The sequence below is a fragment of the Micromonospora sp. NPDC048905 genome, from assembly GCF_040649655.1.
Lineage (GTDB): Bacteria > Actinomycetota > Actinomycetes > Mycobacteriales > Micromonosporaceae > Micromonospora.
The window spans coordinates 49522-73800 of the sequence record NZ_JBEZFV010000015.1 but is presented as its reverse complement, the minus strand read 5'-3'; the positions used below and the strand labels follow the sequence as shown (position 1 = coordinate 73800).

Sequence of the window (24279 nt, the reverse complement as noted above, 5' to 3'; positions counted from 1 at the left end):
CATGACGGTGTTCGAGGAGAGCCATGACCGAAGTGTCTTATTTGTCCGCCGCCAGTGACCTGTCGTCGGTGGGCACGCCCACGCTGTGGGCGGTCACCATCATCGGCGTCCTTCTGCTGTTGGTGCTGGACTTCCTGGTCACCCGTCGCCCGCACGAGGTGTCCATGCGGGAGGCCCTCGGCTGGTCGGCCTTCTATATCGCGCTGCCGCTGGCGTTCGGCGGTTGGATCTGGTCCCGCTTCGGCTCCCAGCAGGGTGTGGAGTACCTGACCGGTTACCTGGTGGAGAAGTCGCTCTCGGTCGACAACCTCTTCGTCTTCATGCTGCTGCTGGCCGCGTTCGCGGTGCCGGCGGTGCTCGCCCAGCGGGTGCTGCTCTACGGCATCGCTGGCGCGCTGGTGTTGCGGGCCATCTTCATCGCGCTCGGCGCGGCGGCGTTGCAGACCCTCGACTTCGCCTTCCTGCTCTTCGCGATCATCCTCATCGCCACCGCGGTGAAGCTGTTGCGCGACGCCCTCTCCGGGCACCAGCAGGAAGTCGACATCAACAAGATGCGCTCCGTGAAACTGCTGCGCAAGGTCATGCCGGTGGTCGACGACTACCACGGCACGAAGATGACCGTCCGGCAGGGCGCGAAGCGGGCACTCACCCCGTTCGCCCTGGTGGTGGTGGCGGTGCTGGCCACCGACATCGTCTTCGCTGTCGACTCGGTGCCGGCGGTCTACGGCATCACCGAGGACCCGTACCTGGTCTTCGCCACCAACGCGTTCGCCCTGCTCGGCCTGCGGGCGCTCTACTTCGTCCTGCACGCGGCGCTGAGCCGGCTGGTGCACCTCAGCTACGGCCTGGCCATCATCCTGGCGTTCATCGGCCTCAAGCTGGGTCTGCACTGGGCGCACGGCATCTGGGACAGCGTGCCGCAGATCCCCACCCTGGCCTCCCTCGGCGTGATCATCGGCGTCCTGGCGGTGGTCACCCTGACCAGCCTGCGCGCCACCCGGGGCGGCGACGTGCCCGAGGAGCGCGAGGTCGTCGCGGAGCGGCACTGACCGCACCGCGCCGGTACGACCAGGAGGTACGCGGGAAAGCTCCCGGCCGGGCCGGCGCGGGTGGTACGACTGTGCAATGGGAATCGTGTCACCGGGCTTTCAGGGTCGGCCCCGAACGCAGGAGCCGGCCCTGCCACCCGGCCAGTACCTGACCGAGGACTTCCCGGTGCTCTCGGCCGGCCCGACGCCCCGGGTGTCCCTGGACACCTGGGAGTTCGTCATCGCCGCCGAGAACGGCAGCGAGCACCGGTGGTCGTGGCAGGAGTTGATGGCCCTGCCGCAGGAGACGCCACAGGTGGACATCCACTGCGTCACCCGCTGGTCCAAGCTCGGCACCACGTGGCAGGGCGTCTCCCTGGACACGCTGCTCGCCGACGTCGACACCGGCGCGCACTTCGCGCTGGCGCACTCCTACGGCGGGTACACCACGAACCTGCCGTTGGACGACCTGCGCGGTGGCCAGGCCTGGGTGGTGCACACCTTCGACGGCGCCCCGCTGCCCGCCGAGCACGGTGGGCCGGCCCGGCTGCTGGTGCCGCACCTGTACTTCTGGAAGTCCGCCAAGTGGGTGCGCGGCCTCCGGCTCAAGACGATGGACGAGCCGGGGTTCTGGGAGACCGCCGGCTATCACGACTACGGCGACCCGTGGCGCGAACAGCGGTACCAGGGTGACTGAGCGCGCCGTGGCGACGAGCACCCAGCGCCGGACGCCCAACCGGTGGCAGGTCGGCCGGCTGGTGGAGCGCCGGGTGGAGACACCCAGCGCGCAGACCCTGGTGCTGGAGGTGCCGGACTGGCCGGGGCACCTGCCGGGGCAGCACGTCGACCTGCGACTCACCGCGCCGGACGGCTACCAGGCCGCACGGTCGTACTCGATCGCCGGGCCCGTGGTGGACGGCCCGGGTGGCCCGCGCATCGAGGTGACCGTCCAGCGGGTGCACGACGGCGAGGTGTCGCCGTACCTCATCGATGTCTTTGGCGCCGGCGACCCGGTGGAGGTCCGCGGACCGCTCGGTGGCTGGTTCATCTGGCGGCCCGAGGAGACCGCGCCGGTGCAGCTGGTCGCCGGTGGTTCCGGCATCGTGCCGTTGATGGCGATGATCCGTGCGCGGCGGGCGACCGGCAGCAAGGCGCCGTTCCGGCTGATCTACTCGGTGCGCACCCCGGGCGACGTGATCTACGCCGACGAGCTGCGCCGCCGGGTCCGCGACGACTTCGGCCTGGACATCGCGTACGTCTACACCCGCGAGGCGCCCGAGGGCTGGCGCGGCGAGCCGCACCGGATCGGCTTGGCCGACGTCAACACGCACGGCTGGCCGCCGGACCTGGAACCGCTCACCTACGTGTGCGGTCCGACCGCGTTCGTGGAGACCGTGGCCGACCTGCTGGTGGGGCTGGGTCATCCGTCGCGGCGGGTCAAGACCGAACGCTTCGGCCCCACCGGCTGACCGCCCGCCCGCTCCCGTTACGCCGAGGAGATCCGATGACCGAGATGTCGTACCTGGACGGCAACATGCTCGACGGCCCGATGCGTGAGCTGTTCACCGTGGACCTGAGCACCGCGATGGGCCGTTGCGAGAACTGCGGGACGACCGGCTCGATGGCCAGCCTGCACGTCTACTCGCACGCCCCGGGTCTGGTCGCCCGCTGCCCCTCCTGCGAGGAGGTGATGGTGCGACTGGTCCGTGGACCGGACCGGGCCTGGCTGGACCTACGCGGCACCACGTACCTCCAGGTGCCGATGCCGATGGAACAGACGTTTCCCGGCCCGCTCTGACGGATCGCCCCGGCCGGGTCAGGCGTCGGCGACCGTCCTGATCGCGCGGATCGCCTCGGCGACCCCACCGGACCACGGCGTGCCGTGGCCCGGTAACACCCACGACGCCTGAACGTCCTCGAGGTGGCGCAGCGACGCCAGCGCCTGGTGGGGGTCGTCGGTGAAGGGCGCGGGTTGTGGACCCCGCTGGCCGGTCAGCACGTGCCGGGTGGTCAGGGCGTCGCCGACGAAGACGGCGTCGGCGATCGGCACGTGGATGGCGATGCTGCCCGCCGAGTGCCCGGGGACCGCGATGACGCGTGGCGCGCCGGGCAGGTCGAGCACCTGGCCGTCGTGCACGGCGACGACCTCGGTGAGGTGAGTGGTGCGAAGTCCGCCCTTGCGCATCGCGTACCAGAAGAAGCCGGCCGTCGCGCCGAGCTTCATCGTGCCCCACGACATGTCGGCCTTGACCTCGCCTCGCGCGCGGGCGGCGTCCGCCTCGTGCACGTAGATCGGGACACCGTGGTCGCGCCGAAGCCGTTCGGCGAACCCGAGGTGGTCGGTGTCGCCGTGGGTGAGGACGACGCCGCGGATGTCGTCCACCGAGCGGCCCAGGTCCGACAGCTCGGCCCGCAGCTCGCGCCAGTGCCCGGCCAGGCCCGCGTCGATGACTGTCACACCCTCGTCCGTGTCGACGAGGTAGACGGCCACGATGTCGTTGCCGATGCGGCGCAGGTGCGGGGCGAGCCTCATCGCCGCACCCGTGTCGGGATTGCTATCGTCTGCATGTGGCTATGGTACGTAGCCATCATGGCTATGGTCAATAGCCATCGAATCCGACCCCCGATCCGGAGGGAAGCGGCATGCCGACGCCCGATCGGACCTCCGTCGACGCCATCGTCCGCGCCGGGCAGGACATCCTGGAATCAGCGGGTATCGCCGGCCTGACCATGCAGGCCGTCGCCGACCGGGTCGGCGTGCGCGCGCCGTCGCTGTACAAGCGGGTGCGAAACCGCGACGACCTGGTGCGCCTCATCACCGAAGCCACCATTCGCGACCTCGGGGAACGGCTCGCGGTGATCGTCGCCGGCACCGACCCACGCCGCGAGTTGGCCGAGCTGGCCCGAGCCTTTCGCGCGTTCGCGCACGCCCGACCGCGGGGCTACCAGCTGATCTTCGCGCCGCGATCCGACCTCGCCGGCCCCAGCATCGTCCTGACCCACGCCGTCGAACCCGTACTGCGGGTGACCGCGAACCTCGCCGGCGAGGACCACGCCCTGGACGCCGCACGCACGCTCACCGCGTGGGCGAACGGATTCGTCAGCATGGAACTGGCCGGGGCCTTCAAGCTGGGCGGCGATGTGGACCAGGCATACGAGTACGGCATCGCCCGTCTCGCCGACGCGCTGGCCCGATGAACACCGCCCGATGGCGGGACGCGCCGCTCGCGGTCCGGCTGGTCGTGTCGGTCGCGGTGCTGGTCTTCGCCTACGGCGGCCTGGCGCATGTCGCCCAGTTGCTCGTACCGACGCTCCGGCCACAGCTCGCCCTGCCGGGGTGGCTCACGGTCTACTTCGTGTCCCTGACGCTGTGGGATCCCGTGGCCGCGCTGCTCCTGGCGGCCCGCCGGGTGGAGGGGCTCGCGCTGGGCTGCGCGGTGCTGGTGACGGATGCGGCCGCCAACTGGTACGCCAACTACGTGCTGGACCCGGCGGTCGGCGTCACCCCGGGCCGGATCGGGCAGGCGGTCATCACCGCCCTCGCCGTCGCCCTGGTGGCGCTCACCCCGTGGTTGGGCCGGTGGTTCGCCGCGGCCGGCCACCCGGATCGCCCGTGATGCGTTGGCCGGTGCCGGCCGACGTCGCGCCGCCGGCCGGCACCGTGCTCGTGGGCAACGCCTCGATCAGACCTGGTTCGCGCCACCGTCGACGAAGATCTCGCCGCCGGTCATGAAGCTGCTCTGGTCGGAGGCCAGGAACAGCGCGGCGTTCGCGATCTCCTCCGGCTGGCCCATCCGGCCCAGCGGCACCGTGGCGGCGAGCATCTGCAGCAGCGCGGGTGCCTCCTCCGGGCTGGCGGCCAGCCCGGTGATGCCCGGAGTCTCGGTCGGGCCCGGGACGAGGGTGTTGACCCTGATCCCGCGACCAGCCAGCTCGGCGGCCCAGGTGCGACCGAACGATCGGATGGCGGCCTTGGAGGCGGCGTAGACGCCGAAGGCGGGGCCGCCCTTCGTCGCCGCGGTCGAGCCGGTCAGGATGACCGACGCGCCGTCGTTGAGCACCGGCAGGGCTTTCTGGACGGTGAACAGGGTGCCGCGCACGTTGCTGTCGAACGCGTCCGAGTAGTGCTCCACGGTGATGGTGCCCAGGGCGGCGAACTCCCCACCACCGGCGTTGGCGAACAGCACGTCCAGTCCGTTGCCGTGGGTCGTGATCGCGTCGAAGAGGCGGTCGAGGTCGTCGAGATCGCTGACGTCGCTGCGGATCCCGGTGGCATTCGGGCCGATGGCCGCGACGGCCTCGTCCAGCTGCTGCTGGCGGCGGCCGGTGACGAAGACGTGTGCGCCTTCGGCCGCGAAGCGGCGGGCCGCGGCCAGGCCGATGCCGGTGGTGCCACCGGTGACCAGTGCGGTCTTGCCATTGAGCTGAGCCATGAGTCGTACTCCTTGGTGTGGGTGGTGGGGCACAACGGTCAGTTGGTGCCTGGTGTGCGGGTGGTGAAGTGGGGCAGCAGCGTGGCGAGTTCCCGCCAGTGCCGCCGCGGCGGACCGTCGCCGTCGCCGGCGTCGGGCCGGAGGACGTGCAGGGTGACGTGGTCGGCGCCCGCGTCCAGGTGGGCCTGGATGCGGTCGGCGACGTCGTCGAGGTCTCCCCAGGCGACGAGGGCGTCGATCAGGCGGTCGCTGCCGCCCGGGACCAGGTCCTCCGCACCGAAGCCGAGGCGGCCGAGGTTGGCGCGGTAGGCGGGGAAACCGATGAACATCCCGATGCCGGCGCGGGCGGTCGCCCGCGCCCGGGTGGGATCGCGGTCCAGGACGACCGCGAGGTGCGGGGCGATGAGTGGGGCGTCGCCCACGCGTGCCCGATGCGCCGCCGAGTATTCGGGAGTCACGAGGAACGGGTGCCAACCGGAGGTACGCGTGCTGGCCAGATCGACCATTTTTGGACCCAGCGCGCCGAGAAGGCGCCGGTCGGCCGGAATCGGGTGGGGTGCGGCGTCGAGCCCGTCGAGGAAGCGACGCATCGACACCGTCGGTGTGCCGTAGTCCTGGCCGGCGTTGGCGGCGGAGTGGGCGTTGCTGACGCCGAGGCCCAGAACAGCGCGCGGGCCGTACGTCGCGTCCAGCGCGGACCAGCGGCTCCCCAGGGCGGCCGGGTCCTGGCCCCACATGGACAGCACGCCCAGGGCGACAGTGGCGTGTGGCGCGGCGGCCAGCAGGTGCTCGACGTCGTCCACCGCCCCCGGGCCGTCGAGGCCGGGGATCCAGAGCGCCGGAAAGCCCAGTTGGTCCAACTCGGCCGCGGCCTCGCGGACCTCGGGCCGGGCCGCTCCGCGCAGCTCCGTGCTCCAGATCCCGACCGGGCCGAGCGTGTGCCTCACGTGCTCCATGGCGAACCCCCTCCACACATCTGTACCGCTCGGTATGGAAAGAACCTAGCAGGGTCCACGGTCATTCCCCAAACTTTTGTACCGATCGGTTTCCGCGGGCGGTAGAGTGGGCGCGGCAAGGGGGTGGAGGAGATGGCCCAGACCGGACGACCGCGTGGTTTCGACACCGACGAAGCCCTGGATCGGGCGATGGAGGTGTTCTGGCGACACGGCTACGAGGGCGCCTCACTGACCGAGCTCACCGGGGCCATGGGCATCAACAAGCCCAGCCTCTACGCGGCGTTCGGCAATAAAGAGGGCCTGTTCCGCACAGTGGTGGCCCGGTACGCGGACGTCGAGATGGCCTACGCGCGCGACGCGCTGGACCAGCCGACCGCCCGGGACGTGGCCGCGGTGCTGCTCCGGGAGAACGTGGTGGCGCTGACCCGCCCCGACCGTCCCGCCGGCTGCCTCTCGATCCAGGGCGGCACCGCCTGCGGCACCGACAACGCGGCCATCTCCGACTTCCTGGCGGCCAGCCGGCGAACGGGGGAGAACGCCCTGGCGGCCCGCTTCACCCGCGCCGTCGAGGAGGGTGACCTCCCCGCGGAGGTCGACCCCACCGCCCTGGCCCGCTTCCTGAGCGTCGTCACCGAGGGCCACGCCGTCCATGCGGCAGCCGGCGCCCGACGTGACCAACTGGAACAGTCGGCCGAGATCGCCCTGCACGCCTTCACCGCCGCGGCGTATCCCGTCCGGTGACCGGACGCTCGGCGCCCCGGTCGAGGCGCGGAAAGTCGGGTGCGGGTGACTCGGCCCGCCCTTAGGCTCCCGCTCCAACGGCCGGCGCGGCGTCCGGTCGGAGGGGAGATGGGCGAGGCGATGACTGCACACCTGTTCGCGATCTGCTTCGACGCACGCGAGCCGCTGCGACTCGCGCGGTTCTGGTCCGGGCTCCTCGGCCGAGAGATCGTCGACGATCCACGTGACGGCGTTCTGCTGCTGCCCGCCGGCGACCCCGACTTCCGGATCCGCTTCCCCCAGCACCAGCAGCCAAAGGTCGTCCAGAACCGGATGCACTTCGACCTGACGAGCAGCTCGCTGGACGACCAGCAGCGGTCGGTGGCCAGGGCCCTCGAGCTCGGCGGACGACACATCGACATCGGTCAGGACCCGAACGACGATCACGTGGTGCTCGCCGACCCCGAGGGCAACGAGTTCGACGTGATCGGGCCGGGCAACAAATTCCTCGCCGACACCGGGCCGATCGGCGCGCTCGCCTGCGACGGATCGCCGCAGGTCGGCTACTTCTGGAGCGCCGCGCTGGGGTGGCCGCTGGTCTGGGACCAGGACGAGGAGACCGTCATCCAGTCGCCCCGCGGGGGCACGAAGATCTCCTGGGGCGGTCCGCCGTACATGCCGAACGGGGGCCGGGACCGGGTCCGATTCGACGTCGCCGTGGGCGTCGACACCGACCGGCCGGCGGAGATCGACCGCCTGCTGTCGCTCGGCGCGACAGTCCTCGACGCCGACGGCGGCGATATCGGCGGGCGGGTGTTGATGGCCGACCCGGACGGCGGCGAGTTCTGGCTCCGGACGGCACGCTAGCGCGGGTCCGAGCCGTGTTCGGCGGCTCTGCGGCCGGCGCGGACGGACAGGGTCAGTCGAAGACCGAGACGCGGGTGCGGTGGTGCCGAGGGGATTCGATCTCGTCGAGCACCGCGACCGCGAGGTCGGCGTACGACAGGGTGGTCGATCCGGACCGGGGCACGGTGTCCCCGCCAACCCGGTAGCGGCCCCGTGGTGGTGCCGCCACGTCCAGCATCGCCGGTGGGGTGAGCATCAGCCAGTCGACCGGGGTGTCCGCCGTACGGAGCCGCTCCAGGCCGGCGGTGTGCGACAGGGCGAACGGGCGGAGCTCACTCGGGAACGCCGTGGGGTCGTCCAGGATCAGGCGGCCGTGCTCGTCGTGGAGGTTGGCGAAGAGTCCGATGAGGACGAGGCGACGGACTCCGGTCTCGGTCATGCCGTGCAGGAGCGCGTCGACGGCGTTGACGAAGAACTGGTCGTCGAGTCGGCCGAGGGCGGCCAGGGCCTCGGGTCCGGATGCGGGGCTGACCGCGCTGACCACCGCGTCGTGACCGTGCAGGATCGTGGACGTCGAGCGCGGGTCCGTGACGTCCCCGCGGACCACCGAGACGCCGTCCGCGGCGATGTCGTTGCTCGGGTCCGGATTCCGGACGACGGCGGTGACCCGATGTCCACGGGCGCGGGCCTCGGCGGTGATGGCCCGTCCCGCTCTGCCACCGGCACCGAAGATGGCGATGCTGTTCATGGATTCGTCCCCCGTCTGGCTGTCGCTGTGGACCACGGGAACGGTATCTACGAGATACTGGTTACTACAAGGAAACCGGGATGGATGGGGGCATACCGTGGCGGAGCTGGATCCCGAGATGTTCGACCCGATGTGCCCCTCCGGTGCCCTGCCCTTCCAGATCGGTGACAAGTGGACCGGGATGGTCGTGCTCTGTCTACAGGGCGGTCGGCGTCGCTTCACCGAGATCCGAGTGCCCCTTCGTGGCGTCACACCCAAGGTGCTGACGCAGACCCTGCGGGCGATGGAACGCGACGGCCTGGTGGTGCGCACCGCGTACCCGGAAAATCCGCCGCGCGTCGAGTACGAACTCACCGACCTGGGGCGCACGCTGTTGAGCCTGATCGAGGCGGCGCGTGCCTGGAGCAAGGACCACCTCCCCGCCCTGCTCGACGCTCGGGAGGCGTGGACACGAGCGGCCTCGGCCGCTCCGAGTGGTCGGCCGTGAGATATCTGCGTACCGGTGGTCCCGCCGCGATCCGGCGGCCCCGGCCCACCGACTCCGACGAGTTCGTCGCCGCCGCCCGGCGCAGTCGGGACCTGCACCACCCGTGGTTGGTCGCGCCGTCCAGCCCGCAGGAGTACGACAACTACCTGAGGCGGATCCGCCGCCGCGACGGGGCCGGTTACCTGATCTGTGACCGGGCCAGCGGTGCGATCGCCGGCTACGTGAACATCAGCGGGATCGTGCTGGGTGCGCTGCGCGGCGGTTACCTGGGATACGCGGCGTTCCAGCCGTACAGCGGGACCGGGCACGCCTCGGCGGGCGTGGCGCTGGTGATCGACCACGCGTTCCACACGGTCGGACTGCATCGCCTGGAGGCGAACATCCAACCGGGCAACGAACCGTCGCGCCGGGTCGCCCGCAAGCTCGGTTTCCGGCTGGAGGGCTTCTCGCCGGACTACCTGTTCGTCGATGGCGCCTGGCGCGACCACGAACGCTGGGCGATCACCGCGCCGCACTGACCGGGGTCAACGGAAATGGTCCAGCTCCGTTACCCTCAGCGAAGTGGCGGTCAGTCCTGGCAACGAGCGATGGCTGGTCCGCGTCCGCAGTACGGATGGCCGGGTGCTGGGCGCCGGCCTGGCGTTGGATGCTCGCCGAGTCCTGACCTGCGCCCACGTCGTCAGCGGCGGCGGCGGCGGCGACAGCAGTTCGTCCGGCAGCGAGCCGTCCTGGGATGTTCTTCTCGACCTTGTCGGCCAACCGGTCAGCCGGACGGTGTCGGCCCGGGTCGTGCCCGGCTGCTGGTGGCCACTGACCGACGATGAACGGGACGACATCGCGGTGCTCGAGCTTGCCGAGCCGATGGCGCAGGGACCGTTCGCACCGCTGCGCCGCACGAAGACTCTGGACCGCCGCGTCGTCATGTACGGCTTCCCGACAACAGTCGAACACGGCGTACGTGTCGAGGCCACGCTCAAGGGCCGGTCCGGGGCGAGATGGGAACGGATTCAGATGGTCTCGGGGCCGACCGATCTCCGGGTCAGCAAGGGCTTCAGCGGCACGGCGGTCGTCGACGCGCGGAGCGGGCACGTCGTCGGGATGGTGGTCAGCACGTACGAGGATGCCGACCGCGACGGCGATGTGGTCGGCGGTGCCACCCAGGGCCTGTCGTGGATGATCCCGGTCGAGACGATCCTGAATCGCCTTCCGTGGCTTCGTCCCCGGGTGCCCGGTGAGCCCGCGGTCGATCCGCGTCTGCGGTCGCCCGACGGCATTCCGGCGAACCTCAAGGTCCTCCGCCAACTCGCGGACTTCTTCGGTCGCCTCTCGCCCGACAACGTGCTGGTCATCGTCGTCAACCACCGTGAGTCCGACGTCGCCGAGGCGGTTCGCCAGGCCGCCGTGTTCTCCAGTCGGGAGCTTCGATCGTTGAGCGACCCGGAGCAGAGCCCGGACGCTCCACCCATCGGCAGCATCGACCTCGCGGTGGACGCGACGGACCGGAGCACGAAGGACGTGTCCCAGCGGATCGCCGACTGGGCTGGCGAATCCGACGTCGCGAGCACGGCGCCGGACAACGACCGGGCCGTCGAGGCGACGCCGCGCTCGATCATCATCAACAACATCGACGAGGCCGCGGACCCCGAGACGCTGCTGTCCGAGGTGGTGCTTCCCCTGGTCGACCAGGCTCCCGCCCAAGATCTGCGGATGCTGCTGACCTTCCGTGGAGAGTCGGTCCCGCTGCGCACCACACTGCTGGCGCGTCGCGTCGCGAGCCTCCAGGCCACCGAGGAGGCCACCCGCCGGGCATACCGCCAGGCCGCCGCCGTGGTCGCCGACGTACCCCGGCTCCAGCCCAGGGCGATCGAGCTGCGCATCCAGTTGACCAAGCTGCGGGCCGCGGCGGCCAGCACCGACGGCGACACCCTGGCCGCCCTGCTCGCCTCGACCGAGCGGGCCACCGACCGGGCACTCCGCACGGCGGAGTCGATCCGGCGGGAGATCGTGGCGCGGGAGGATCTCTGGTCGGAGCTGCGCGGCCGGCTGGGCGCCTATCGCGCGCGGGCCGTACGACACGGGTTCGCCGAGGACGCCGTTCTCGGCATGTCGTACCGTGGCGCGCACGACCTGCTCATGGCCGCGCCGTGCGATCTGGTGACCGCCGAGGCGGCGGTCCGCGACTACACCGAGGCGGTCGCGGACCGGGTCGGTGGCCACCGCGGCGGGGGTGGGTCGTGACACCTTGCAACTGGCCGGGCTGCACCGGCACCGTCGACGAGACCGGGTTCTGCGACGTCTGCGGCCTGGCGCCACTGCCTCCCGACACGGCCAAACCGACCGCGGCCCCGTCCCGGTCGACCGGTCGAGACATCTGGACGGTGGCCAGCCTCGTCTCCCTGCCGGTGCTGACCTTCTCGCCCGACGGCGCGACGACCCAGCCCCTGCGGGTGCCCGAGGAGTTCCGCTTCTGCCCGAAGGGTCACCCGGTCGGTCGGAGCCGGGGCGGTCGACCCGGTCGGGACAGCGGGTTCTGCCCCTACTGCCCGACCCCGACGCCGTTCAACTTCCGTCCCGGCCTGCAACCCGGTGACCTTGTCGCCGACCGTTACGAGGTGGTCCGCTGTGTGGCGCGTGGCGGCCAGGGCTGGGTCTACCTTGCCCACGACACCCACAACGACCACGTCGACGTCGCGCTGAAGGGCGTGCTGCACGCGGCCGACGAGGCCTCCCTCCGGGCCGCCGTCGAGGAACGACGGTTCCTCAACGCGCTGGACCACCCGAACATCGTGCGGAGCATCGACTTCGCCACCCACGAGGACCCGGTCGCCGGCCCCACCGGTTACATCGTGATGGACTATCTCGACGGCATGTCGCTGCGCAGGTTGCAGAACGCCGCGAAGGACCTGCGACAGCCGGACGTCTCGCTGCCCATCGACCACATCCTCGCCTATGGTCACGAGATCCTCGCCGCACTCGACTACCTGCACCGGCGCGGGCTGCTCTACACGGACATGAAGCCCGACAACGTGATGCGCACCGCCGACCGGATCAAGGTGATCGACCTGGGCGGGGTCCGCAAGGCCGACAGCGGGAGCGAGGGGATCGTCCACTCCGTCGACTTCTCGGTCAGCAGGGCCGAATACCAGAATCGGGGGCCGACCGAGCGCTCCGACCTGTTCGCCCTCGGTCGTACGTTGGAAGACCTGTACCGGCACCGCACGCCCGGCCCGGACACCCCCGGCGCGGCCCCGGACGCCCTCGGCATCGAGTCGTTCAACCGGCTCGTCGCCCGCGCGATCCGCCTGGACTGGGACCGACGGTTCGCCTCCGCCACCGAGATGTCCGAGCAGCTTCTCGGTGTGTTGCGGGAGATCCTGGCGGGCCAGCCGGACCGGCGTCAGCCCGAGCCGATCTCGCTCTTCCAACCCTCCGCCCGGCTGCTGGACGCGGGGCTCGGGCTGGTCCTGCCGCTGCGTACCTGGATCGACGCGGGCGACAGCACCGTCCTGGACGACGGCCGTCCCGCGTCCGTCGACGTGGCCCTCGGTCTGGCGGTGCCCCGACCCGACCCGGACGACCCGGCCGTCGACGTGCTCCGCACGGTCGACGCGTCGGACGCCCAGGCCCTCCTGGGTGAGCTCGCGATGGTGGAGCAGACGTCCGTGGAGATCGAGCTGAGCAGGTGCCGGGCGCACCTCGCGCTGGCCGATCCTGACTCGGCCGCCGTATCGCTGGCCAGCGCCGAGACGTTGATCGGCACCCGAGCCGACGCCGACTGGCGGATCGCCTGGCACCGCGGGCTGCTCGCGCTTGCCGCCGACCGGATCGACGATGCGGGGCAGCGGTTCGACGCGGTCTACAGCGACATCCCGGGGGAGGTCGCCCCGAAGCTCGCGCTCGGCTACTGCGCGGAACGACGCGGCGACCACGTGTCGGCAGCCCGCTACTACGCGGCGGTCTGGCAGCGCGATCCCTTCCAGGCCAGCGCCGCGTTCGGGTTGGCCCGGCTCCGTCTGGCGGCAACCGACCGGGCTGGGGCCGTCGCCGTCCTCGACGAGGTGCCGGCGCTCTCCCGGCACCACGACGCCGCACGGGTCGCCGCGGTGCGGGTGCTGTCGTCCCGGCTGCCCGGTGGGCCACCCGCCGCCGGTGAACTCAACCAGGCCGTCCACCGGCTCGCCGCGCTGGACGTCGGCGGGGAGGAGCGCGACCGACTGATCACGGCGATCCGGGAGATGGCGCTCGAGCTGGCCCGTTCCGGCGACGCCGCCAAGCTGACCGGCGGCCCGGTGCTGGGTGAGCCGCCCACCGAACGCGCCATCCGCACCTTGCTGGAGCGCTCCTACCGCGCCCTGGGCCAGCAGGCGCAACACGCCGCGTTCCCGGACCTGGTGGCGGTGCGCGCGAACCGCATTCGACGGGCCGGTCGCACCGACGACGCTGGCCGGCGTGCCGCCCACGACCTGCTCGTCGACCGGGCGAACGCCGTCCGACCCCGCACGCGATGGTGACCGAACCGACCCGGAACGGAGCGTGAATCGATGGAAACCGCAATGCGGTTCGACCTGGAAGTCAACCAGAACAAGTTCCTGCGGGTTGGCGGTCGGGAGATGCACGCGGTCCTCTCGGTGACCGGACAGGGGGACCCGGCCGAGGACGACCCGACGGCCCCGTCGGATCCGTCCCGGCTGGTCGAGGTGCTGGTGATCGACTGCTCCGGCTCGATGGCGGATCCACCGACCAAGATGGCCGCAGCACAGCAGGCCGCTGCCGCGGCCATCGCCGTGTTGCCGGATGGTGTCCGGTACGCGGTGGTCCAGGGGACCCACGAGGCCACCATGGTCTACCCGGCGACTCCGACGCTCGCGACCGCCACGTCGGCCACCCGGAAGGAGGCCAGAGCCGCCGTGGCCCGCCTCGGCGCCAGCGGCGGTACGGCGATGGGCAGTTGGCTGGCGGCGGCCCGGGACCTGCTGCCGCCGTCGTCGACGATCAACCACGCGCTGCTGCTCACCGACGGCATCAACGAGCACGAGACCGCGGACGAGTTGGAGCGCGTCCTGCACAGCTGCGTCGGTCGGTTCGTCTGCGATCCCCGAGGGATCGGAGAGGGTTGGCGCCCTGCGGACCTGCTCCGGATCGCCGCCGCGCTGCACGGCACCGCCGAGGCGGTACGACGCCCGGCCGACCTGGCGGCGAGCTTCCGCGAGTCGGTTCTCGCCGCGCTGACCAAGCTCCTGCCGGACGGACGGATCCGGCTGCGGACCATGCCGTACGCCGAGCTGGTCTTCTTCAAGCAGACCAGTCCCACCATTCAGGACCTCACCGAGTACGCCGAGCGGGTCGACGAGCGGACGTGGGAGTTCGCCACCGGATCATGGGGTGCCGAGCGCAGGGACTATCACCTGTGTCTGCGGGTGACGGCGCCCGACGACGTCCTGGAGCAGGACCGGTTGGCCGCCCGGGTCAACCTGGTGGTCGACGGCGAGGTACGGTCCGCCACCGCCACGGTTCTCGTCAACTGGACCGTCGACATGGCGAAGTCGGCCCGGATCGATCTCAGCGTCTCCCAGGTGACCGGGCAGGAGGACGTCCGGCAGGCCATCAACGCCGGTTGCGACGCGTTCGACCGGGGTGACCGGATCGAGGCACACGCCCAGTTGGCGCAGGCGGTGGCGCTGGCAACCGCGACGCGGGACGAGGCCGCCCTGGAGCAACTGCGGCACCTGGTGGACATCGAGCCGGACGGCCTCGTGCGGCTCAAGGAAGATCTCAGCCAGGCCGATGTCAGAGTCAGCATCGTCGACTCGGTGCAGAACCCGCTGCAGGTGCCGGCGCCACGGGTGCCGGCGGTGGCGGATGTGATCTGCGGTGTCTGTCTGGAGACCTCACCGGCCGGCTCGGCAAGCTGCGAGGTCTGCGGTGCGCCATTCGGTGCAGGCCCGACGGCCGGGTTGCCGGCATGACGGCGGCCGCGGGGACACCGCCACGGGCCAGCACGACCCGGCAGACCCTCGTGCGTCTGCGGGGGTGGCTGATCGGGCTCACCGCGGTCACCCTGGCGACCAGCCTGGCGGTCTTCCTCGGTGTCGCCGGCAATGCCGACGCGGCCGCCGAGCGATCCGTGCCGGCGATCCTCGCCAGTTACGACGCGCAGGACGCGCTGCGCAACGCGCACCTCGCGGCGGTGGGCAATCTCGGCAGGGGTGGTGTCGTCCTCGGCGGTCCCGGGGCTGATTACCAGCGCCAGATCGCCGCCGCCGGCCAGTACCTCACCCTGTTGGCGGAGAACAACGCGGCCGGTGACGAGGGCACCCAGGACATCCAGACGATCGAGGCGCTGCTGGTGACCTACACCGGGATCATCGGCCAGGCCGACGCGCGCTTCCGGGACGCCGACCTGGGGGCGCTCGGGGTGGCGGCGCTCCGGGACGCGGCGAGCCTGTTGAACGACATCCTGGTCCGGATCCAGGATCTGCGGGGTAAGCAACTGCTCGCCCTGGACGGCCAGGTGGACAACACCTGGACCAACACGCTGACCGCGGCGCTCTGGTTGCTGCCGCTGGTCGCGCTCGGGGTGCTGTTGGCGCGGACGCAGGTGTATCTGGCCCGCCGCTTCCGCCGGACGGTGAATATCCCCCTGCTGGTGGCCTCGGTCGCGGCGGTGGGGATGGTGGCCCTGACCGGGGTGAGCCTCTCCTCCGCGGACCGGTTGGACCAGACCCGCGCGGGAGTCCACGTCGTCGACGGCAGCAGGCGGGCGCAGCTCATGGATGTGGGTTCCCTGGCCGCCTACGGCCTCGTGGGTCAGGTGGAGACGCAGTGTGGCAGGACGGCCTGTGCCGATACCATCGCTGAGCTTCGCGGCTCGTTCCCGTCCCCGTCTCCATCCCCGACTTCGACGTCCGAGGCTGTCGCGACCGACACCGCCGTCACCGACGAGTCCGCCATCATGGACGACGGCGCCGTCGCGGCCGACGACGCCATCACGACCGCCGCCGACGGCGCGGCCAGCAGTTACGCCGGCGAGCTCCTGTTGCCCGTGCTCGCGCTCGTCATCGCGGGGCTGATCCTGTGGGGCTTCCAGCTCCGCCTGGCGGAATATGGGGAGCGGTGACCATGAAGCGCAGCGCACGGATGGCGGTCGCGACGGTCACGGTGCTGCTCGCTGGTGTCGCCCTCGGCGGTTGCTCTGCCGAACCGACTGCGGAGCTGACGGTCTTCGGCTCGTGGACCGGCGTCGAGGAGGCCGCGTTCACGGCGGTGTTGGACGACTTCCAGCAGAGGCACGGTATCCGGGCCCGCTACCAGGGGCACCGGGACGTCAGCCAGGTGCTTCAGGTGGCGATCGAGCGCGGCCGCCCGCCCGACGTCGCGGTCCTGCCCCGCGTCAACGACCTGCAGCGGTACGTCAATGCCGGCCAGTTGGCGTCGCTGGAGGGCGCTGTCACGACCGATCCGGGCGCCGCCGCGCAGCTGATCAAGCTCGCCCCCAAGGTCGGGCCGAACGGCACGCGCAACGGCAGGGACCTCGCCTACGCGGTCGCGATCGCCACCCACCTGAAGAGCGTGGTCTGGTACGACCCGACCGAGTTGAAGAAGTTCGGCCAGGATCCGCCGGCGACGTGGGACGAGCTGGTCAGCCTGACCCAGCGCAGGATCGGCGCCCAACAGGTGCGCTGGTGTCTCGCCATGAGTTCCCAGTCGGTCTCCGGTTGGCCGGGCACCGACTGGATCGAGGACATCCTGTTGCACCAGTCCGGCCAGGCCTTCTACGAGCAGTGGACGCGCGGTGACCTCCGCTGGGATTCCCCGCAGGTCAAGGAGTCCTGGGAAACCTGGGGCACCCTGCTGCGGGCCTCGTCGGAGGGGACGGCCCGGGCCAGCCTCTACACCACCTTCCAGACAGCGGCGAAGGGCTTGTTTCCCCGTAGGACGGACGCGGGGTCGACCGCCCCACGTTGTCACCTGGACCACCAGGGTTCCTTCGCGGTCCGCGAGTACCGTCCGCACCTGCCGGCAACGTCCAGCCCGACGACCACCGGTCCGACTGCCCCGCCGTTCACCTTCTTCCCGACACCGTCGATCGGGGCGGCGGACACGTCGGCGCTGCGCGAGGTCTCCGACGACGTCGCGGTCATGTTCCGTGACCCCAAGGAGCCCAAGGGCACCAGGGACAGCGAGCGGGCCAGGAAGTTGATGACCTACCTCGCCTCCGAGGAGGCTCAGACGGTCTGGCGTCAGCAGACCCAGGACCTGGCGTTCAGTCGGCGCGGCCAGGCACCCGAATACCAGGACGAGGTCCTGGCGGCGGTCGCGCAGCGACTGCGTACCGGCACCCTGTGCTGGGACGCGTCGGACCTGATGCCGGCGACGATGGCCACGGCGTTCGAGCGGGCGGTCCTGGTCTACCTGGAAGCACCGGAGCGCCTGGACGGTCTGCTGGCCGAACTCGACAAGATCAGAGAGACCGGGCACAAGGCCGAGTGGCTTGATCTGACGTGCGTGCCGCCCGCCTGAGAGAGGACGTGAACGATGACGGAACTGCGCAGATTCGACCTGGACGGCGGCGGCTCGGTGGTGGTCGAGGTCGACGGTCGGGCCGGCGTGACGCCGGCCGGCAACGCCGGCAAGGTGGTCCGTGAGGCGCGGGCGACGTTCGACCGGGCGCTCTCGGAGGTACGTGATGCCGCCTCCGCCGCGCTCGGGCAGTTCCAGTCGATGGCCCACCGTCCGGACGAGGTCGAGATCTCCTTCGGGGTGCAGTTGACCGCGGAGGCCGGCGCGGTGATCGCCCGCACCGGCGTCCAGGGTCAGTTGACGGTCACGGTGCGCTGGCAGCGGCCACCACACGGCCCCACCCCACCGCACCCCGAGGCGCCCGTCTCGCCGGAGTGATCAGGAGGTTCGCCCCCGGTCTCAGGCCGGGGGCGAGCCTCCTGATCGAGGGAACACCTAGGCGCCTGGGCGGGGGAAGGCCACCGGGCTGCGGAGGTTGTTGTGGCCCACCGCGCGGATGCCGAAGAAGACGTTGTCCTTGGACAGGTCGATGCTGACCTCGGTGACGTCACCGACGCCGATCACCCGCTGCCACTCGGCGGCCGTGGTCTCCCGCCACACCACCTCGTAGCCGGCCAGGCCCGGTTCGTCGCCGCGCTGCCAGCGCAGGGTGGTGTTGTTGGTCAGGTCGGTGGTCACGATGATGGCGCCCCGGGGTGTCCCGGGCGCCTGGGCCAGCGACCAGAGCGCCGCGCCGTTCACCCGGGCCACCCGGGCGATGTACGCGAAGTCGCAGAACTCCGGCAGGTCACCGAACTGTTGGCCGTCCTGCATCCGGACGTCCTGGTGCTGGTGGGCGAAGTCCTCGTTCGGCTCGGTGAACCGGGCCGCCGGCCAGCCCTCGCGCAGGAACGAGATGTGGTCGCTGCCGCGCAGGTAGCGGTCGCGGCGGTAGATCACCCGTACTCGCATGGCGGTGGCGTCGTTCTCCGCCACATCTCGAACGAACCGGGCGAGCTGCCGTGACGGTGAGTCGTTCTCGCCGCCGACGGACTGTCGGGTGGTGGCCTCCGCCGGGGTTTCCGCCGTCGGCACCCCCTCCGCGAAGAGTCGCACCGCGTGCGGGTCGCGGGTGCCGTCGTCGGCGGTGCTGCTGCCCACGATGTCGTCGCTGAACATGCCCTGCACGTCCGCGCCGGCCGCCTTGAGCTGCCCGGCGAGGTACGCCGAACCGTACAGGCCCTGCTCCTCGGCGGCGACCGCGGCGAACACGATGGTGGCCGCGGTGGGGCGGGTGGCCATCAGTCGGGCCAACTCCAGCACCACCGCCACCCCGGAGGCGTCGTCGTCGGCGCCCGGCGCGTCGCTGACGGCGTCCATCACGTCGGTGACCCGGGAGTCGTAGTGGCCGGTCACCACGTAGGTGCGGTTCGGCGCGCTCTGGCCGCGCAGGGTGGCCACCACGTTGGTGATCCGGGTGGCGGTGGGGATCCGCGACGCGGGTTGCTGCACGTACGACTGGAGTTCGACGGTCATCCGGCCGCCGGAGGTGGCCGCGTACTCCTGGAGCCGGGCGTGGATCCAGTCCCGGGCGGCGCCGATTCCCCGCTGGGGGTCGTCCTGGCTGGAGAGGGTGTGCCGGGTGCCGAACGCGGCCAACCGCCGTACCGTCGCCTCGATTCGGCGCGGATCGACCTGCCGGAGCAGTTCGCGCAGTTCACGGTCGGGTCGCTGGGCGCGGGCCGGGCGCCCGGGGCCGGCGGGGACGGGGTCGGCGGCGGCCGGCGCGGCGAGCGCGGGCACCGCGACGGTGGCGGCGGTCGCGGCGGTGGCGGCGGCCGAAGCGGACAGGAAGGTGCGGCGGGTCGGCCTCGTGGGCCGTGCGCCGGTGTCGTCTGATCCCATCCCGGCATCCTGCCCATCGACGGTGGTGTCTGTCTATATCGCTGCTCGTGGATGTTTCGCCGCTCGCACCCGAGCGGCGGTTCCACGTTTGTCCTGGGCTTCGACGGGAAACGGCCCGCAATGACGAAACCTCGTGTGGTGATCGTGGGGGCCGGGTTCGCCGGTTACCACGCGGCGAAGACGTTGAGCCGGATCGCCCGTGATCGGGCCGAGATCGTGGTACTGAACTCCACCGACTACTTCCTCTACCTCCCGTTGCTGCCCGAGGTGGCGGCCGGGGTGGTCGAGCCCAAACGGATCGCGGTGCCGCTGACCGGGACGCTCAAGGGCGTACGTGTGGTGGTCGGCGAGGCGGACCACGTCGACCTGCAGAACCGGTGGGTCGGCTTCACCCAGGCGGAGGGGGAGAAGAACCGGTTGGCGTACGACCGGCTGATCCTCGCCGTGGGCAGCGTCAACAAGCTGTTGCCCATCCCGGGGGTGACCGAGTACGCGCACGGCTTCCGCGGTCTGCCCGAGGCCGTCTACCTGCATGATCACATCGTTCGTCAGGTCGAACTGGCCGAGCAGGCCGAGGACCCGGCCGAGCAGCAGGCCCGCTCCACCTTCGTGGTGGTCGGGGCGGGTTACACCGGCACCGAGGTCGCCGCGCACGGGCAGTTGTTCACCGACGCGCTGCACGCCCAGCGGCCCCGGCTCACGGTCCGGCCGCGGTGGATGCTGCTCGACGTGGCGCCGCGGGTGCTGCCCGAGATGGACGAGCGGATGTCGAACACCTCGCACCGGGTGCTCAACCGCCGGGGTGTGGACGTGCGGCTGGGCACCTCCGTGGTGGAGGCGACCTGCGACGGGGTGAAGCTCACCGACGGCGAGTACGTGCCGACCTGCACCCTGGTGTGGTGTGTGGGGGTGCGCCCCGACCCGTTCGTCAACGAGTTGGGCCTGCGCACCGACCGGGGGCGGCTGGTGGTCGACGAGTTCCTCAACGTCCCCGGCTACCCGGAGGTGTTCGCCTGCGGCGACGCCGCCGCGGTGCCCGACCTGGTGAACCCGGGCAAGATCTGCGGGATGACGGCTCAGCACGCGCAGCGGCAGGGCAAGCGCGCGGCGCACAACATCGCCGCGTCGTACGGCTTCGGCAAGCGCAAGCCGTACAAGCACCACGACCTGGGTTGGGTCGTCGACCTGGGGGGCAAGGACGCGGCGGCGAACCCGTTGCAGGTCAACCTGGGCGGGCTGCCGGCCAAGACGGTCACCCGGGCGTACCACCTGATGGCGATGCCGGGCAACCGCACGCGGGTCAGCGCCGACTGGGTGCTCGACGCCGCGCTGACCCGCTCGGCGGTCCAGTTGGGGCTGGTCCCGGCGAACGCGGTGCCGTTGGAGAGCACCACACCCGAGGTCGCGTCCCGAGCCCGCTGAGCGGGGAGCCCACGCGCCGGCCGGTCAGCCCCGAGGGGCGGGACCGGCCGGTCGCCGCGCGCCGGGACCGGCCGGTGGGGCGGGTCGCAGTCGGCGCGGGCCGTACTCGCGCAGCAGGGCCTGGATGATGCCGGCGGCGGGGATGGCCAGCAGCGCGCCGAGCAGACCGGCCAGCTCCGCCGCGAGCAGCACACTGACCAGTACGGTCAGCGGGTTGAGCCGGACCGCCCGGGACAGGATGAACGGCTGGAGCAGGTGGTTCTCCACCTGTTGGTAGACCACGAAGAAGACGAGCACCACCACCCCGGCGGTGGGGGAGTGCAGGAAACCGGCCCCGGCCGCGATCACCGCGCCGAGCGTGGCGCCGACGAGCGGGATCAGGTCGGCCACCGCCACCAGCAGGGCGATCACGGCCGCGAACGGCACGCCGGTGAGGGCCAGCACCACGTAGGTCAACACCCCGCAGATGACGCTGATCAGCAGGTTTCCGGTGAGGTAGCCGGTGACGGTGCGCGACACCTCCCGGCCCACCCGGCGCAGCCGCTCACCCTGACCGTCCCCGGCCGCCGCGAGCAGGCCGCGGGTGATCCGCGGCGCCTCCAGGACCATGAGGTACGCCAGCACGATGACCGTGACCACCCCGGCGACCGTCTCGACGACGCCGCGCAGCACGCCCACCGCGGGTTGCCGCAGTCGGGTGCCGAAATCACGGAGCTGGTCGGAGTGCTCGCTGACGTAACGCCGCACTCCGGTGCGTTCCAGCAGTTGCCCCAGCGGGCCACGACCGGCGCGGGCGTCGTGCAGCAGCTCGGGCGCCCGGTCGGCGAACCGGGCCAGTTCCCCGGACAACGGCACCAGGATCAGCGCGGCCAGGATCGCCAGCAGCACGAACGCGACGAGGAACACCAGCAGCGTGGCCAGCGAGCGTCGCCGCACGAGACGGCGTTGCACGCGGTCGACGAGGGGTTTGAGCGCCACGGCGAAGAACGCGGCGACCACCGCCCAGACCAGCACCCGGCGGGTCGCGTACACGAGGACCAACGCGAGCGCGGTCGCGAGCAGCAGACCGATCACGATCAGGGTCCGGCGGGCGGTCGCCCGGTCGTCGGCGGTGCTCATCCGCCGCGCCTTCCCCGCACTCGCCGTCGGAAACCCGGCATTGCGGACGGAACGGCCGCTCTGGTCCTTCCGTACGGGTCAGCCGCGCTCGTCGGCGTCGGTGACCGGGTGCGCACCGGCGACGAACGTGTCGAGCGCGGCGGCGTGCAGCAGCCCGCCCGGCACCGGGTCCCGCAGGGCCGCCACCGCCAGCCGGCCGACCGGCAGCCCGGCGGGTCGGGACGTCGCGGCCAACACCAGGTTGCCGTACCGACGACCGCGCAGCATCCGCCGGTCGCCGAGCACGCACACGTCGGCGAAGACCGCCCGCAGGGTGGCCACCTGCACCCGGGTGGCGACGAGCGGCGGCAGGTCCGTGACGTTGACCAGGAACATGCCGTCGGGGCGCAGGACGCGGGCCACCTCGGCGGCGAACTCGACGGTGCGTACGTGCGGGGGCATCCGGGCCGCCCGGTAGATGTCGGCGATCACCAGGTCGTGGGAACCGGCCGGGGTGGCGCTGACCGCGTCCCGGGCGTCGGCGACCTCCACCCGTACCTGCGGCGGCAGCGGCGGCAACTCCCGGGCCACCAGCTCGACCACGGCCGGGTCCCGCTCGACGACGCGTTGCGGGGAGCCGGGGCGGGTGGCGGCCAGCCAGCGGGGCAACATCAACGCGCCGCCGCCCAGGTGCAGCACGCTCAGCGGGACGCCCGTCGGGGCGGCCAGCTCGACCGCGGCGGCGATCCGTCGCACGTACTCGAAGTGCAGGTGGCGGGGATCATCGACATCCACGTACGACTGCTCGACCCCGGCGGACAGCAGGATCCGCCCGGTCCGCCGGACCGGGTCGGCGACCAGCTCCAGCCGGTCGGCGGCGCGGTTCATGACGGGCACGCTAGCCCAGGCCGACGACCGAGCCGGCGCGCGGCCCGGCACGGCCGACGGGCCGGCGGAGCGGGAGGTCCCGCGTCCACCGGCCCGGCGGTGCCGTCGTAGCCGATCAGCTGCCGGCCATCCCGGCACCCACCTCGTCGATCGCGTCGTCGATCCGGTGGGCGAGGTCCACGTCGAGCGCGGTCACCCCGTTGGCCTGACTGGTGCGCACGGTCAGGACGGCGGCGGTGTCTCCCGGACGTCCGATGCTCGGCCCGCGTCCGCTGTCCTGGCGCATCCGGTCGAGCCGGTCGAGCACCCGGTCCAGGTTGTCCGGCGGCAACGCGACCACCCGGTGCAGACCCTGGGTGTCGCCAGCCCAGTAGGGCAGGTCGTCCAGCGCCGCGTCGACGGCGTCCGGGTCCAGGGTGGGCGTGGTGGTGGAGGCGCCCACCAGGCCGCCGCCAGCTTCCGGTGGGTTCAGCAGGTCACGCAACCCGTCGGGTACGTGCAACGACTCGACGAGGTCGCCATCCTGCTCGGCGAGCGCGGCGATCGTCGCCTCCGCCTGGTATCGGGCCTGCTCGGGGGTGTTGCCACTGATCCGGCCCACCTCGGCGAGGAAGCCGGGCAGGTCGCGGTGTCGCTCGATGCCGTCGACGGGCAGCACGTCGTGCAGCGACGCCGGCACCGCCGCGAGCAGGCGTTGCCGCTCGGCGGCTTCCAGGGCGAAGGCGAGGACGAGCACGGTCGCCTCGGTGCCGACCTTCGCCGTCTTGAAGTCGACCCCGGCCCGACGCCGGACCTCGTCGACCAGGTCGTGGTAACCCATGCTGCTGACCCCGGCCGCGCCGGTCGGCGGGGACGGCTGCGGCCTCGGATTGTCGGCGCTGCCGACCGGCGGCGGCGCCGGCCCGCCGCGCGTACTGTCCGGCTTGTGCGGTCCGGCCGCCGGTGGACCGGATCGCCTGCTCTGGTCCAGGCTCGTGAGTTGCTTGGAAGCGCTCAGGCTGGCACCGATCTCACTGGGCTGGCGACCCTGTTCGCGGGCCTGCCGGGCCAGCGCCCGACGCCGCTGGTTGTCGCCCTCCATCTGCTTACGCATGGTGGCACCCCTTCCGCTGGGGATCGTGGGCTGTGTCAGTCGCGTTCCCGCCGCCCCGGGAGCCGAAACGGGCGCCGCCGGGGCGGGTCGGCCCGGTGTCCGCGACGCTTCATCCGGCGGGGGTGAGGGGTGCTCACCCGCTCGGAGCGCACGATC

Annotated in this window: 25 protein-coding genes; 17 read left to right on the top strand and 8 right to left on the bottom strand. The window is 71.7% G+C overall.

Annotation, left to right across the window (positions count from 1 at the left end):
* Positions 1 to 23: 23 nt before the first annotated feature.
* The 4 genes from AB0C01_RS29200 to AB0C01_RS29185 all read left to right on the top strand — a co-directional run bounded on the left by AB0C01_RS29200 (position 24) and on the right by AB0C01_RS29185 (position 2826).
* Positions 24 to 1049 carry a TerC/Alx family metal homeostasis membrane protein gene (locus AB0C01_RS29200; RefSeq protein ID WP_357572658.1) on the top strand — a complete coding sequence of 342 codons (1026 nt, stop codon included), beginning with the start codon at positions 24 to 26 and terminating at the stop codon, positions 1047 to 1049.
* A gap of 76 nt (positions 1050 to 1125) precedes the next feature.
* Positions 1126 to 1725, top strand: a complete 600-nt coding sequence (locus tag AB0C01_RS29195; protein ID WP_357572657.1) for a sulfite oxidase-like oxidoreductase — start codon at positions 1126 to 1128, stop codon at positions 1723 to 1725.
* A 7-nt stretch (positions 1726 to 1732) separates the two neighbouring features.
* Entirely contained in the window at positions 1733 to 2497 is a 765-nt protein-coding gene (locus tag AB0C01_RS29190; RefSeq protein ID WP_357240634.1) for a ferredoxin reductase, read from the top strand.
* A gap of 35 nt (positions 2498 to 2532) precedes the next feature.
* Entirely contained in the window at positions 2533 to 2826 is a 294-nt protein-coding gene (locus AB0C01_RS29185; protein WP_357239179.1) for a DUF6510 family protein, read from the top strand.
* Between the two features lie 18 nt (positions 2827 to 2844).
* On the opposite strand, the gene AB0C01_RS29180 is transcribed toward AB0C01_RS29185, so the two are convergent.
* Complete coding sequence (locus tag AB0C01_RS29180) at positions 2845 to 3561, bottom strand: MBL fold metallo-hydrolase (protein WP_357239176.1); 717 nt, start codon at positions 3559 to 3561, stop codon at positions 2845 to 2847.
* A 110-nt stretch (positions 3562 to 3671) separates the two neighbouring features.
* On the opposite strand from AB0C01_RS29180, the gene AB0C01_RS29175 reads away from it, so the two are divergent.
* Both AB0C01_RS29175 and AB0C01_RS29170 read left to right on the top strand, forming a co-directional pair.
* Positions 3672 to 4226 carry a WHG domain-containing protein gene (locus AB0C01_RS29175; protein WP_357239174.1) on the top strand — a complete coding sequence of 185 codons (555 nt, stop codon included), beginning with the start codon at positions 3672 to 3674 and terminating at the stop codon, positions 4224 to 4226.
* Positions 4223 to 4645 carry a hypothetical protein gene (locus AB0C01_RS29170; protein ID WP_357572656.1) on the top strand — a complete coding sequence of 141 codons (423 nt, stop codon included), beginning with the start codon at positions 4223 to 4225 and terminating at the stop codon, positions 4643 to 4645. The genes AB0C01_RS29175 and AB0C01_RS29170 overlap by 4 nt, the downstream gene beginning before the upstream one ends.
* Before the next feature lie 66 nt (positions 4646 to 4711).
* Here the strand turns inward: AB0C01_RS29170 and AB0C01_RS29165 are convergent, their stop codons facing one another.
* Together AB0C01_RS29165 and AB0C01_RS29160 are read right to left on the bottom strand one after the other, a co-directional pair.
* Positions 4712 to 5461, bottom strand: a complete 750-nt coding sequence (locus AB0C01_RS29165; RefSeq protein WP_357239172.1) for an SDR family oxidoreductase — start codon at positions 5459 to 5461, stop codon at positions 4712 to 4714.
* A gap of 38 nt (positions 5462 to 5499) precedes the next feature.
* Positions 5500 to 6417, bottom strand: a complete 918-nt coding sequence (locus AB0C01_RS29160; protein ID WP_357239169.1) for a TIGR03620 family F420-dependent LLM class oxidoreductase — start codon at positions 6415 to 6417, stop codon at positions 5500 to 5502.
* Between the two features lie 132 nt (positions 6418 to 6549).
* Here AB0C01_RS29160 and AB0C01_RS29155 point away from each other — a divergent pair, with 132 nt between their 5' ends.
* Both AB0C01_RS29155 and AB0C01_RS29150 read left to right on the top strand, forming a co-directional pair.
* Positions 6550 to 7158 (top strand): TetR/AcrR family transcriptional regulator, encoded by a 609-nt coding sequence (locus AB0C01_RS29155; RefSeq protein ID WP_357572655.1) that lies wholly within the window; start codon positions 6550 to 6552, stop codon positions 7156 to 7158.
* Between the two features lie 108 nt (positions 7159 to 7266).
* Positions 7267 to 8004: a VOC family protein gene (locus AB0C01_RS29150; protein WP_357572654.1), complete on the top strand. Its 738-nt coding sequence runs from the start codon at positions 7267 to 7269 to the stop codon at positions 8002 to 8004.
* A 52-nt stretch (positions 8005 to 8056) separates the two neighbouring features.
* Here the strand turns inward: AB0C01_RS29150 and AB0C01_RS29145 are convergent, their stop codons facing one another.
* Positions 8057 to 8731, bottom strand: a complete 675-nt coding sequence (locus AB0C01_RS29145) for an NAD(P)H-binding protein (RefSeq protein ID WP_357239160.1) — start codon at positions 8729 to 8731, stop codon at positions 8057 to 8059.
* Positions 8732 to 8828: 97 nt separating this feature from the next.
* On the opposite strand from AB0C01_RS29145, the gene AB0C01_RS29140 reads away from it, so the two are divergent.
* From AB0C01_RS29140 to AB0C01_RS29105, 8 genes are read left to right on the top strand one after another with little or no spacing between them, the layout of a single operon-like run.
* Entirely contained in the window at positions 8829 to 9218 is a 390-nt protein-coding gene (locus AB0C01_RS29140) for a helix-turn-helix domain-containing protein (RefSeq protein WP_357239157.1), read from the top strand.
* Positions 9215 to 9736, top strand: coding sequence for a GNAT family protein (locus tag AB0C01_RS29135; RefSeq protein ID WP_357572653.1), 522 nt, complete (start codon positions 9215 to 9217; stop codon positions 9734 to 9736). Before AB0C01_RS29140 ends, AB0C01_RS29135 begins: the two co-directional genes overlap by 4 nt.
* A 43-nt stretch (positions 9737 to 9779) precedes the next feature.
* Positions 9780 to 11456 carry a serine protease gene (locus tag AB0C01_RS29130; protein ID WP_357572652.1) on the top strand — a complete coding sequence of 559 codons (1677 nt, stop codon included), beginning with the start codon at positions 9780 to 9782 and terminating at the stop codon, positions 11454 to 11456.
* Positions 11453 to 13729, top strand: coding sequence for a tetratricopeptide repeat protein (locus AB0C01_RS29125; protein ID WP_357572651.1), 2277 nt, complete (start codon positions 11453 to 11455; stop codon positions 13727 to 13729). The genes AB0C01_RS29130 and AB0C01_RS29125 overlap by 4 nt, the downstream gene beginning before the upstream one ends.
* Positions 13730 to 13759: 30 nt before the next feature.
* Complete coding sequence (locus AB0C01_RS29120) at positions 13760 to 15184, top strand: vWA domain-containing protein (protein ID WP_357572650.1); 1425 nt, start codon at positions 13760 to 13762, stop codon at positions 15182 to 15184.
* The gene (locus AB0C01_RS29115) at positions 15181 to 16335 is read left to right on the top strand and encodes a hypothetical protein (RefSeq protein ID WP_357572649.1); all 1155 of its coding nucleotides are present in this window, start codon (positions 15181 to 15183) and stop codon (positions 16333 to 16335) included. Before AB0C01_RS29120 ends, AB0C01_RS29115 begins: the two co-directional genes overlap by 4 nt.
* A 2-nt stretch (positions 16336 to 16337) precedes the next feature.
* Positions 16338 to 17738, top strand: coding sequence for an extracellular solute-binding protein (locus AB0C01_RS29110; protein WP_357572648.1), 1401 nt, complete (start codon positions 16338 to 16340; stop codon positions 17736 to 17738).
* A 15-nt stretch (positions 17739 to 17753) separates the two neighbouring features.
* Positions 17754 to 18116 (top strand): CU044_2847 family protein, encoded by a 363-nt coding sequence (locus AB0C01_RS29105; protein ID WP_357239135.1) that lies wholly within the window; start codon positions 17754 to 17756, stop codon positions 18114 to 18116.
* 57 nt (positions 18117 to 18173) lie between these two features.
* Here the strand turns inward: AB0C01_RS29105 and AB0C01_RS29100 are convergent, their stop codons facing one another.
* Positions 18174 to 19622, bottom strand: coding sequence for a M20/M25/M40 family metallo-hydrolase (locus AB0C01_RS29100; protein ID WP_357572647.1), 1449 nt, complete (start codon positions 19620 to 19622; stop codon positions 18174 to 18176).
* A 120-nt stretch (positions 19623 to 19742) separates the two neighbouring features.
* On the opposite strand from AB0C01_RS29100, the gene AB0C01_RS29095 reads away from it, so the two are divergent.
* Positions 19743 to 21044, top strand: a complete 1302-nt coding sequence (locus AB0C01_RS29095) for an NAD(P)/FAD-dependent oxidoreductase (protein ID WP_357572646.1) — start codon at positions 19743 to 19745, stop codon at positions 21042 to 21044.
* Between the two features lie 24 nt (positions 21045 to 21068).
* Here the strand turns inward: AB0C01_RS29095 and AB0C01_RS29090 are convergent, their stop codons facing one another.
* The 3 genes from AB0C01_RS29090 to AB0C01_RS29080 form a co-directional block, all read right to left on the bottom strand.
* Complete coding sequence (locus AB0C01_RS29090; RefSeq protein ID WP_357572645.1) at positions 21069 to 22163, bottom strand: AI-2E family transporter; 1095 nt, start codon at positions 22161 to 22163, stop codon at positions 21069 to 21071.
* Between the two features lie 78 nt (positions 22164 to 22241).
* Entirely contained in the window at positions 22242 to 23030 is a 789-nt protein-coding gene (locus tag AB0C01_RS29085) for a fused MFS/spermidine synthase (protein ID WP_357572643.1), read from the bottom strand.
* A gap of 115 nt (positions 23031 to 23145) precedes the next feature.
* Positions 23146 to 24123, bottom strand: a complete 978-nt coding sequence (locus AB0C01_RS29080) for a DUF2267 domain-containing protein (RefSeq protein WP_357572641.1) — start codon at positions 24121 to 24123, stop codon at positions 23146 to 23148.
* Between the last annotated feature and the right edge of the window lie 156 nt (positions 24124 to 24279).